Origin of the sequence: Paenibacillus sp. FSL H8-0457 (genome assembly GCF_038051935.1) — a bacterium.
Lineage (GTDB): Bacteria > Bacillota > Bacilli > Paenibacillales > Paenibacillaceae > Paenibacillus_AQ > Paenibacillus_AQ lautus_A.
This window is the reverse complement of record NZ_CP150293.1, coordinates 6,605,937-6,617,941: the sequence shown is the minus strand read 5'-3', so window position 1 is coordinate 6,617,941 and position 12,005 is coordinate 6,605,937. Positions and strand designations below refer to the sequence as shown.

At 51.2% G+C, this 12,005-nt stretch carries 7 protein-coding genes; all 7 read left to right on the top strand.

Features of this window, described 5'->3' with window-relative positions:
- Positions 1-409 precede the first annotated feature (409 nt).
- The 7 genes from fabZ (at position 410) to MHI43_RS29865 (ending at position 11,815) form a co-directional block, all read left to right on the top strand.
- Positions 410-841 carry a 3-hydroxyacyl-ACP dehydratase FabZ gene (fabZ, locus tag MHI43_RS29895; RefSeq protein WP_036660346.1) on the top strand — a complete coding sequence of 144 codons (432 nt, stop codon included), beginning with the start codon at positions 410-412 and terminating at the stop codon, positions 839-841.
- A 45-nt stretch (positions 842-886) separates the two neighbouring features.
- On the top strand, positions 887-2,605 hold the full coding sequence (locus tag MHI43_RS29890) for a phospho-sugar mutase (protein ID WP_036660343.1): 1,719 nt from the start codon (positions 887-889) through the stop codon (positions 2,603-2,605).
- Positions 2,606-2,723: 118 nt separating this feature from the next.
- A complete protein-coding gene (locus tag MHI43_RS29885) occupies positions 2,724-4,742 on the top strand; it encodes a DUF5693 family protein (protein WP_036660341.1) in 2,019 nt (672 codons plus the stop codon).
- Positions 4,718-5,956 (top strand): polysaccharide pyruvyl transferase CsaB, encoded by a 1,239-nt coding sequence (gene csaB, locus MHI43_RS29880; RefSeq protein WP_036660338.1) that lies wholly within the window; start codon positions 4,718-4,720, stop codon positions 5,954-5,956. Before MHI43_RS29885 ends, csaB begins: the two co-directional genes overlap by 25 nt.
- Before the next feature lie 5 nt (positions 5,957-5,961).
- Complete coding sequence (locus MHI43_RS29875; RefSeq protein WP_036660336.1) at positions 5,962-6,720, top strand: WecB/TagA/CpsF family glycosyltransferase; 759 nt, start codon at positions 5,962-5,964, stop codon at positions 6,718-6,720.
- Between the two features lie 114 nt (positions 6,721-6,834).
- Complete coding sequence (locus MHI43_RS29870; protein ID WP_009594254.1) at positions 6,835-7,959, top strand: MraY family glycosyltransferase; 1,125 nt, start codon at positions 6,835-6,837, stop codon at positions 7,957-7,959.
- A gap of 217 nt (positions 7,960-8,176) precedes the next feature.
- On the top strand, positions 8,177-11,815 hold the full coding sequence (locus MHI43_RS29865) for an S-layer homology domain-containing protein (RefSeq protein ID WP_036660333.1): 3,639 nt from the start codon (positions 8,177-8,179) through the stop codon (positions 11,813-11,815).
- Positions 11,816-12,005: the final 190 nt, after the last annotated feature.

Here is a 12,005-nt window from a genome sequence, read left to right as displayed (position 1 = left end):
ATGGGACTTGCGTATTAACTTTGTCATTTCATGACAATGGACGGATGTATATAAAATAACCCCACAAAGTGGAGCCTATGCTGCGATGCTTATTCCAAATACTTTGCGGGGACCCCAAAAAACTTGTAAAAGGGCCCTCTCCTCGTACACGGAATGTCCGAAGGAGAAAGCCCCTTATCTGAAACCTTCACTTCTGCAGCGGTGAAGGATATCCATCATTTTTTCCGCAACTCCTTCTTTTTATGCAAATGATCTGAAATTCGTTAAAGAACCTCGAAGATGAAGCTTGATACAACCATCGGCAATACCTTCCGCTGCTTGAGAAAGCGGCATAGCGTCGCAACTGGAACGAACTCCCCTTTTCAAACGCTATGCTTGGCGGGTACGTACATAAGGAGGATTTAATACTATGTTGAACATCAAACAGATCCAAGAGATTATTCCGCATCGTCCCCCGTTTTTGCTCGTCGATAAGATCGTGGAGATCGAGGATGGCAAACGGGCGGTCGGCATCAAGAACGTGACGATCAACGAACCGTTTTTTGTTGGGCATTTCCCTGAATATGCCGTTATGCCGGGAGTCCTGATTGTAGAAGCTTTGGCGCAAGTCGGCGCTGTAGCGATTCTCAACGTAGAGAGCAATCGGGGCAAGCTCGGCTTTTTGGCGGGCATTGACGGTTTCCGTTTCCGTGGACAAGTGGTACCGGGAGACACGCTGCGCCTTGAAGTCGAGATCATTCGCCTGAAGGGCATGATCGGCAAAGGGAAAGCGACCGCAACGGTGGATGGACGCGTAGTGGCCGGGGGAGAAATTATGTTTGCTCTCGCGGACAAGGAGTAATTTTCAGACTATTCTTGTTTGGATGAGGAAGGGAGACTTTTTTTCATGTCAGAGATGAGTCAGAGAACAATCGATACGGTACAGCGTTGGTTGAATGATCCTTATGTAGATGAGGAGACGAAACAGGAGCTGCGTTCACTCGAGCACGATGCCAAAGAGCTGGAGGAGCGGTTTTATCGTGATCTGGAATTTGGAACGGGCGGTCTGCGCGGCGTCATTGGTGCAGGCAGCAACCGGATGAATAAATATACGGTAGGTCGCGCAACGCAAGGCTTTGCGCAATATATTCTGGAGGCTCACGGCGAAGCGGAAGGCAAGCCTTCCGTTGTCATTGCCCATGATTCCCGGCATTTCTCGCCGGAGTTTGCGTTGGAGGCTGCTTTGGTTCTGGCCGGCAATGGGATTGTAGCCAAGCTTTATCCTTCCTTGCGTTCTACGCCGCAACTGTCATTCAGCGTGCGCCACTTGGACGCTACCGGCGGGATTGTCGTCACGGCAAGCCATAATCCGCCGGAATATAACGGTTATAAGGTGTACAACCGTGAAGGCGGCCAGCTGGTGCCGGACGAAGCGGAAAACGTGATTGCCCGGATTCAGGAGGTGGATTCTTTCTCCGCCGTGAAGAGGCTGTCGCAGGCGGATGCCGAGGCACAGGGTCTGTTGGTTTGGCTGGGCGAAGCGGAGGACCAGGCTTTTGTGGATACGGTGACCGATGTCAGCGTGAATCGGGAGCTTATCGCGTCCAAGCTTGGCGAGGATTTCAAAATCGTATTTACGCCGCTGCACGGAACAGGGCAAGCCCCGGTCGAGCGGGTGCTTCGGAACATCGGCTTTAAGCATATCCATGTCGTTCCTGAGCAAGCACAGCCGGACGGCAATTTCTCCACCGTGAAATCTCCGAATCCGGAGGAACGTGAAGCGTTCACGCTTGCGATGAAGCTTGGCGAGGAAGTAGGAGCCGACATTTTGATCGGGACGGATCCCGACGCGGATCGCATGGGGGCTGTCGTGAAGAACGGCCAAGGTGAATACGTCGTGCTGACAGGCAATCAATCGGGCGCGATTATGATCCACTATTTGCTGGGTCAATTGAAGGAAGCGGGCAAGCTGCCCCATAACGGTGCCGTCATCAAGACCATCGTTACGAGCGAGATGGGAGCGGCGATTGCGGAGCATTATGGTGCCGCCGTGTTGAATACATTGACGGGCTTCAAGTACATTGGCGAGAAAATGACCCAGTTCGAGGAGTCCGGCAGCCATACGTATCTGTTCGGCTATGAGGAGAGTTACGGCTATTTGGCAGGCAACTATGCGCGCGATAAGGATGCCGTGCTGGCCTCGATGCTGATTTGCGAAGCCGCCGCCTACTATAAAGGACAAGGCAAGACGCTGTACGATGTGCTGCAGGAGCTTTACGAGCAGTTCGGTTATTTCCTCGAGACGCTGGAATCCCGGACGCTCAAAGGCAAGGATGGCGTTGCCCAGATTCAAGCCAAGATGTCCGATTGGCGCGACAATCCGCCCCAGAAGGTCGGGGGCCAATCGGTTAAGCAGGTCCTTGACTATGCGGAGGGCTTGGACGGATTGCCGAAGGAAAACGTGTTAAAATATTTGCTTGAAGACGGTTCTTGGTTCTGCCTGAGACCTTCGGGCACCGAGCCGAAGATCAAAGTGTATTTTGCCGTGCGCGGCGAATCTCTCGCCGATGCGAAGGCCAAAATTCAATCGCTCTCGGATCAAGTCATGGCCCGGGTAGACGCTTAACCATAGATACATTTAATGAGAGAAGAGAACGAAGGGGATTTACGATGGTTGCGCAAGGCATCAAATTGCTGTTGCCCTCCATCGTAAATCCCCGCAGGTTCGATGAGGAGGTACTTTCGTGGTTCAGAAATGGAAACGCTGGAACACGGCAGCCCGCAAGTGGCTGTGGATTCTGGTTGTTCTTGGCGTTGCAGCGGCCCTGCCTGTAGGTTATGACCGACTGCAAACAGAATCAACATCAAAGAACGTCGAGTTGGTGTTTGATTATCGGGATTTGTTGGATGTCGCGGTGTATCAATCCAAGCCGCAGGATTTTATATCCGAGCAGCTGGATCGCCTGAAAGACGCTGGCGTGATCAGTATGGCGCTTTATGAAAGCACGCTGGACGAGCTGGCGAAATCGCGGCGGATATCGGTATATGACGGGCAGCAGGTCGCCGATCTGACAGGTACGACGGTCTCCCCGAACGAGAATTTTACGTATGTTGCATTCCTGAACGAGGAAAGCGCAGCTTTAATTAAACCCATCATTCAAGACACGTTCACGAGACTGGGGATTCCGGTAAGATCATGGCAGTTCGATCGCGCAGTGGACGGTTTGGTGCTGGAAACTCCGCGTTCCAATGCGGTCATTAAACCGTTGTCTCCAGACCCGATTACGATCAGCATGCTGCGGGAAAAGGGCTTTAACATTGTGCCGCGTCTGTCGGACAGTCTTCCGTATGACCAAGCTTACATGGAGAAGCTGATGGCGTACTTCGCGGATAACGGCGTGAAACGCATTCTGTTTGAAGGCGATTCCGCCAGAGGTTTTAATGATCAAGCCGACATGAAAAGCCTGGATTCTTTTGGCCAGCTGTTGAACCAGCATGGTATCGGCCTCGTGGCGATTGAGAATATCAAGCGTCCGCAAAAAGGCTTTACGAAACTTGCCTATTTAACGGATTACAACGTAACCCGTATTTATTCCTTAAGCGAGCGGGATGCTAATCTGGAGCCCGAGGTTATCGGGGACCGATTCGCCCTGGCATCCAAAGACCGTAACATTCGGATGTTCTATTTGAATGCAGAGCCGAGCCGGGATATGACCAAGGCTTCCGTTACCCATCCGCTGGATAATCTGATTGACAGTTTGACCGGGGCGGGCCAAGCCATCAAGCAGATAGAGGACAATGGCTTCACTATGGGCCCTGCAGAGCCGTTTAAGGTAACCGACTCGTCCTTGCAGCGTTACTTCAAGCTTGGGGCGGTCGTTGGAGCCATCGCGCTGATTTCGCTCATGATTTCCTATTACATTCCGTTCTTGACGATTGCAGCCTTCCTGATCGGGCTCGTGGGCAGCGCCGGATTGTATGTTCTAAAGCCGACATTGCTTGAACAGGCCTTGGCTTTATTTGCCGCGATCAGCGCTCCAACGGTTGCCGTCATATTGGCCATTCGCAAAGTCAATGAAACGCAGAAGAGCATTCCGGACATGAGTCCTGGCAGAAGAGTGACCCATTCGATCGTATTGCTGGTCAAAACCTCGATTTTGTCGCTTGCGGCTGTACCGATCGTTGTTGCGTTATTGAACAATGTGACCTATATGCTCGTGCTGGATCAGTTCCGTGGCGTGAGCTTGCTGGCTGCAGCTCCGATTGGGCTTATTGCGATCTACGTGGTTCTGTATCGCGGAGGATCGACTTATAGCGCAATTCTCAAGTTGCTTAAAGCACCGATCTCGTTGACATGGGTCATCGCAGCAGGGATTGTGGCCATCGTTGGCTGGTACTATCTCACCCGTACAGGTAATGCAGGGTCTGTATCTTCGATCGAAATGGCATTCCGTACATTCCTGGAAAATACGTTTGGCGTACGTCCGCGTAACAAGGAATTCTTGCTTGCTCATCCGATGATGGTGCTCGGCGTGTTCCTGTCATTTAAGTATCGTCATGCCGTATACCTTCTCATTATCGGCGTGATGGGGCAGCTGTCGATGGTCGGAACATTCACGCATATTCACACGCCTCTCTATATTTCGGCGATTCGGGTGGTATTGGGCCTTGGACTCGGCCTGATCATCGGATTGATCGCGATATTGGTATGGCAAGTGGCAGAAAGGATCTGGAAACGATGGTCTCCACTTCTAAGACAATAGTCATTTCCGGATATTACGGATTTAAAAATAGCGGTGACGAAGCGGTGCTGAAATCGATTCTGACCGCATTAGAGCAGGAAGGACAGGCAGCGGGGGTCGATATCAACCCCGTTGTGCTTTCCATTGACCCGGAATGGACTTCGGCTGCCTACGGGGTTAAATCGGTACATCGGATGAAGCTCGGCGAGGTTCGACAGGCGATCAAGGACAGCGACGGTTTGATCAGCGGCGGAGGAAGCCTGCTGCAGGATGCTACCAGTCCGAAGACCATTCCTTATTATCTGGGCGTTCTCAAGATCGCGCAGTGGCTCGGTAAGCCGACGTTCATTTATGCCCAGGGCGTTGGCCCGGTGAACCGTAAACTGTTTTATCCGATGATTCGCTCGATCTTCCGTAAATGCACGTATATCTCGGTGCGGGACATGCAGTCGGGCGAACTGCTTCAGTCCATGGGAATATCGGGGGAAGCCGTGCACGTCGTGCCGGACCCGGTAATGGGGTTGCCGCTGGCGGAGGGAAAGGGTGTCCATCTGGATTCCCACTCGGGATCAGCGTTTAAAGAGAATGAAGCTGCACCAGTTTCTTCTATAGAAGAGCAGCGCGAATCATCCGAAGAACCTGTAAAGCCATCCTCGTTATCAAGCGGAGAGACGCAGGTCTCTCTTCCGGTCATCGGCATTTCGGTTCGGTATTGGCATCCGGAACGAAAAGAGCTGAAGGCTGTAGCGGAAGGTTTAAAGGCATTAGCCGAACAACGACCGGTGCATCTTCGCTTTCTTCCTTTTCATCAGCCGGATGATATTGAGGCTTCGCAGTTTATAGCGGATGCCATGGGCGATGTTTCCAAGAACGGCTCTGCCATAAGTTTCTACCGCGATGAGAAGCAGCCGCAGGACATGCTGCGCGAGGTTAGCCGTTGTGATATGATATTGGGCATGCGCCTGCATAGCCTGATCTATGCCGCGAATCAGAGCGTGCCGCTGCTCGGAATTTCTTATGATCCGAAAATCAACCACTTCTTGAGGCGGCTTGGCAGCGAGCCTGTCGGAAGCAGTGAATCTCTTGACCCGAGCGTATTAAAGGATCAGATGCTGAAGCTGTTGGACGATGCAGCGGCATGGAAGGCGGAGCATGGCGAGCAGATTGCCTTGCTGAAACGCGAGGCTGCCATGCCTGCACGCCACATTGCCCAATATTTACGCCATAGAGGATGATAAACATGAAACAGACCTATCCATTTCCTACCGTATCGGTATTCGAGATTCCGTTTTCCAAGCTAAGCATGAAAGATACGGTGAAATACCTGACAGAGGCTGTGCAGTCGGGGCAGCCCCATCATGTGATTACGGCGAATCCGATCATGGTGATGACGGCCGTCAACAATCCGGAGTATAAAGAGATGATGCAAAGAGCTGAAATCATCGTTCCGGACGGCACCGGAATCGTCTGGGCCGCCGGTGTAGGCGGCGATCCGTTGGAGGGACGCGTGACCGGCTTCGAGCTTTTACATGAATTGTTGAAGGTCGGGGAAACCTATAGATGGAAGTTCTTTCTGCTTGGAACTACCGCCGAAGTGATTCAGGAAGCTGCCGAAAGGTTACAAATGCAATATCCGGCTGCAATTATATGCGGCTACCGGGACGGTTTTTTTGGGCCTGATGAAGATGCTGCCGTCATCGAACAGATACGGGCGGCTTCACCGGATATTTTGTTTGTGGCGCGCGGTGCGGATAACCAGGAGCCTTGGATTGCCCAGCATAAACAGGCGCTCCAGGTTCCGGTCGTGATGGGCGTCGGGGGATCGTTCGATATTATCTCCGGCAAACTGAAGCGGGCACCGAAGGTGTTCCAAAAGCTGCGTCTCGAATGGTTTTATCGCCTTCTGAAGGAGCCTACCCGTTACAAAAGAATGCTTGCGCTGCCGAAATTCGTAGTGAAAGTGCTGCGCGAGAAAGAAAACGTAACGAAATCGAGCTAAATGGCTCATTTCTGTGGGTAAAATCCGGGAAATCACCGGAAATTGGCATTGGTTTTCGGACCCGAAGGGAGTATAATTCAACCGGTAGACTTTTATTGGGGGTCGAATGATTACATGTTAATGATATACATCATCGGGTTTATCGTATCGCTGGCGCTCGCTCTGCTCTTAACCCCGCTTGTAAAGAAGTTTGCGGTTAAGATTGGTGCCGTTGACGTTCCTAATGCCCGCAAGGTTCATACCCGGATCATGCCCCGACTCGGGGGACTCGGCATTTATCTGGCTTTTATTCTTGGACTCATTGCGGTTCTTCCTTTTTTGCCGGATAGCCTGTCGCCTCGTGATGCCAACTTCATGAAGGCATTTCTGATCGGCGGTTCCATGATCGTATTGATCGGAGCCTTGGATGATCGATTTGAACTTTCGGCCAAAGTGAAGTTTTTGGCTCAGATTGCAGCTGCCTGCGTAGTTGTATTCGGATTTAATATTACCGTGGACTTTGTAAATATACCGTTCCAGGACCGTTACTCCATGCTAGAGAGCTGGGTATCGATTCCGCTTACGATCTTCTGGATCGTCGGCGTAACGAACGCGATTAATTTGATTGACGGGCTTGACGGACTTGCAGCAGGCGTATCCGGCATTGCGATCGGCACGATCCTGGTCATGGCTGTCTTGATGGGCAACACAACCGTAGCCCTGCTCTGCCTGCTGCTCCTCGGCAGCATTATCGGTTTCCTGTTTTTCAACTTCCATCCGGCAAAGATTTTCATGGGAGATACGGGGTCATTATTCCTTGGATTCAGTTTGGCCATGCTGTCCCTGCTTGGATTTAAGCAGATTGCGATTGTATCCTTTATTACGCCGCTGATCATTATCGGCGTTCCGCTGTCGGATACGTTCTTCGCGATCATTCGCCGCAAAATCCAGAAGAAACCGATCTTTGCTCCGGACAAGGGCCATTTGCATCACTGCCTGCGCGAGCTTGGATTCAGCCATCGCCAGACCGTGTTGATCATTTACGTCATTGCCGCGTTTTTCGGCGTATTGGCCGTCATTCAATCGTCGGCTGCCATGTATGAAGCGAACTGGGTGACGTTTGTGGTTATCTGCGTCATGATGTGTTTCATGCAGATCGGTGCCGAAGTCATCGGACTGGTCGGCAAGACCAAACGGCCGATTCTCGGGCTGATTAACCGGATGCGGATGAAGGCAAATCCCGAAAGCCGCACCAAATAGAACTTATTCTTTTTCATTATGAGTCCGGTACGGACATGCCAGCCTCGCCCAAAAAGGGTGAGGCTTTTTTGTGCTTTTTTCTAAATAATTGAATGTCTGGGACCGATATATGAACTATGCGCAAGTACCAATCTGTCAGTGAAAGCGAGGGGACCCAGTGAACGACGCAACACCCAAAACGGACGCCAACGTCCGAATGATCAAGGAGGCACAACCGTTGAAGAAAAATTTCCGTACAATAGCAAGCCTGTTATTGGCCATTGCTATGTTCTTTTCCCTTATTCCGGCATTACCGGCTTCAGCTGCAAATGGAGCCTTGTTTTTTCACTTTTCCAATCTAAGTACGGATCCGAATTCTCCAACGCCGGAGAACCGGAGCTCCATTTCGGTTTCGGGTACCTACAACGGCATTAATCCGAACACCATCTCGTATGAAATCAAACGGTTCGATGACACAACCACGGGCGGCACCGGCGTCAAGCCGATCCTGGACGAAGCAGCGAATACGTTCGAGTTCCTGAGCGTGCAGCTGAACCAAGGCGTGAACAAAATCATCGTGTCCGGCATGAGCACGCAAGGCCAGCAGATGAGTGCTACGGCCTACGTGAAGTTCTCCGATGTACCGGCTGTTTACGAAGTAGCGCTCAGTGATGGACGCGTTCTGGAAGAGAATGCTTCCAAGCCGGTTGTCGTTACTACGCAGACCGTCAGCATTTCCGTCAAAGCGACGAATGGATCCAAGGGTGTTACCGTCAATGGGCAGAATATGTATGCCGGCGGCGGCGATACGTATTACTCCGCAGGGATCCTGCTGCAGAAGGGCGTCAATGATCTGGTGATCGTCGTGAACTCCGAATCGAAATCCCAGACCATCAATAGACAGGTCGTTTATCATCCGACAGGTTCTATAACTGTCAATCAACTGAAGATTGGCGGCACAAATATCGATGGACAGGCGGTTGTTACCGGTACGGTGAACGGCGTCATCTCCGGTTATGTGATCGTGGATGCTCCTCCGGCTGGTACCCCAGCGGTTCCCCCGATCCTTGAAGTATCCGTATTTTCGGTAGGAGCCACAAATCCGATCATGACCTCGCCAGCAACCGTAGGTGCGGCAAGCTTGCTGGGCAATACCTTGATGTATCCTTTTACAACGACCGGCACTACCAGCATCACTCAGAGTGGGGATTATTTTGTACTCACTAAGGATACTACCACGGGCTTTGATGTGAAGAATTCTTTTACTTACCGCGATGTCAGTGCGCCTACCATCAAGCAGGTGTACCAATTGTACGGCGTAACGGAGAGCGGGGGAACGGTATCGGCTACCTCCCAATCCATTTTCCCAAGCAGTAACAACACCGTCCTGAATGAACTGCCGATCTATTTAATGGTCGAGCAAGTGAACGCAGGCAATGTCGAGATAGAGTCCAGCAAGGGCGGCGGCACGATCGCTCAGAAGTTTACCTATAACAGCCACACGGTTTTCAAAATCACGAACCTGCCGACAGGTCAGCAAAATCTGATCATCAAGGTCAGCAATGGGTCGGGCGTTTCCGATACCAAAGTCATCCCGGTGACGTTCTTGTCTTCTTCTTATATTGATATTTTCAATTTGTACAACAACCAGGTATTTAAGAACAGCTCGGATTTCAACCAAGTGACAGGACGCATTGTCAACTACACAGGGACTACAGGACTTACGATTTCCCTGAACGGTAACACTCGCGATCTGAACGTGAACGGCAACGGGGAATTCAGCTTTATGGATACGACGTTCCTGCAGCTGATTCCAGGTCCGAATACGTTGGTGGTCGCCGACAAGAGCGGGAAAATCTCGACGAAGCTGACCCTGCTTTATTTTAGCGATACCCGTTCGGTTATCAAAAACATGATCCCATTCCCGGTTGGCTCCGCAACGGAATCCGATCCGGACGGATTGTTCCGAGAAACGGCTGAGAATGCGTATAACACATATGAAAAAGCTTTGGGTCTTCGCTTTGAAGTGGAATACACGGATGAGATTACGGTGAACCTCAGTCATCCTACGCCAACCATCTTTGCAGTATTTACCAAAAATAACCAAGGAACCTGGACTCTCTCGGGCGGTGCCCTGAAGACCCAATTGGATCCCATTAATCCGGCGGATTACGACCGGTACTTTACCATTGTCAATGGCGCGAACTCCAGCTCGGCCCGCGTGGTGTTCAAAGAGCTCGCACTTCCAGAGGTTGGTTTGCAGGCAATCAGCATCGGTTCGCGTTATCAGTCGGTTACAACAACCGATACCATCGAAATCACGCGCGAACGTGCACCTTACCAAGTGCTGTCTCCTAAACTACCGAACGAAGGCGTGCTGAAACAGAACTTTGTAGAGGTAAGCATCAAGGCTGAGGGAGCTGACGCCATTCTGATTGGCAAAACGCCAATGGTGAAATCCGAAATCAGCGATATTTTCCGTCTTGAAGTCAAGAACCTGAAAAACGGCAAAAACACCATCAAGTTCACGATCGAACAAGGCACCAAAAAGACAAACGGCCAATTCGTCGTAACGTACACCGACGATGCAACGGAAGGCTCCCAGTTTAAAACCAATATTTCGAAGTCCGGCAAAGTGTCCGTGTTTAAAGGCGGCGTATCGCTGTCCTTGCCGAAAGGCACCGTGCTTCAGCAGGCGAAATCAAGCCCTACGGCTGAAGTGCCAACGATCAACCTGCTCGGCGAGCATGACATCCTGTTCGGCATTGCCAACCAGATCGATGGTCGTACGATTAAAGCCTATAACCGGATCGGCGAAATCGAGAACGGCGTAGAAATGGACGGACGCCTGTCCCTGATTCCTGGGGATAACAACAATGCGTTCCGTTTCACGCCGGCTGCGCATTTCGGATATGCGTCTCCGCTTTACTGGCTGGATGCAGGTTCGCTTAATGCCTACAGCAGCAACGTGGAAGACTTCAATGTAAAAGCGGCAACGCATCCGTACGCAAAAGGGCACGAATTCCATCAACGCTTGATTCCGCAGAACTGGATGGAGCTCTCCCAAAAAGGTACGATTACCTTGAAATACGACTCCGCGCTGGTGAATTCGGCTTCCAGCAACCTGGGCATCTGGTGGTACAACCCGTCCCAAGGAACCTGGATCAACATCGGCGGAAAAGTAGACGCCAAGAAGAAAACCATTACCGCTCCATTCAAGGGCTTCGGTTACTATGCCGTTAAATCCTTGCGTTACAGCTATTCCGATGCGATCTCGCATAAGACGGCCCGCAACGATATCGAATTGATGCTGGCCAGAGGATACATGAAAGCGTCCAAGCAGGATGCGTTCGGCGTATACGATCCGATGACTCGCGGCGAATTTGCTACGATTATCGTGAAGCTGCTGGATATTCCGTTGGATTACGATACCGACAAGAACAAGCTGACCTTTGATGACATTTATCAGGAAAGTGTCGTCAACAGCATGCAGTGGGATTACCGTTACATCGAGACGGCAGCCAGAAAAGGGATCATCCGCGGCATTGCGCCTCGAAGCTTTGCTCCGAATATGGAGCTGACCCGCGAGGAAGCGGCCAATATGATCGCACGCGCACTGAACCTGAAGATGGGTGAAATCGAAAAAGATAAAGCAGCGCTTCAGAAGCAATTCGAAGATGTGGGCAATATCAAGTCGAACTACTCCTACCCAGCCATTCTTGCCGTAAGCAAGGCCGGCATTCTGACCGGCGTTGCAAACAGCCTGAAGGAAGGCGAGAGAAAGCCGACTTACAACTTCAACCCGGATGCGGTGCTGAATCGTGCCGATACGGCAACCGTCGTTAAACGCATGATGAGCAAGCTGAAAATGCTGTAATCCATTATTCATAAGTTAGGATTTGCATGACAAAAGGAACGAGAGCCGATGCCCAATTTCTATTGGCAGTGCTCTCGTTTTTTCCTGCGCAGCTATTACTGAACAGGTTATATATGTCATAATTAACAAGATCTTATGGGCGTTATATGCCCCGCGGAAACCGTTTACCAATATCTATTGTTTTGTAATT

Coding starts and splice junctions, on each gene's coding strand:
- MHI43_RS29870 (WP_009594254.1), top strand. CDS start 6,835: ATGTTAATGATATACATCATCGGGTTTATCGTATCGCTGGCGCTCGCT.
- MHI43_RS29890 (WP_036660343.1), top strand. CDS start 887: ATGTCAGAGATGAGTCAGAGAACAATCGATACGGTACAGCGTTGGTTG.
- csaB (WP_036660338.1), top strand. CDS start 4,718: ATGGTCTCCACTTCTAAGACAATAGTCATTTCCGGATATTACGGATTT.
- MHI43_RS29875 (WP_036660336.1), top strand. CDS start 5,962: ATGAAACAGACCTATCCATTTCCTACCGTATCGGTATTCGAGATTCCG.
- fabZ (WP_036660346.1), top strand. CDS start 410: ATGTTGAACATCAAACAGATCCAAGAGATTATTCCGCATCGTCCCCCG.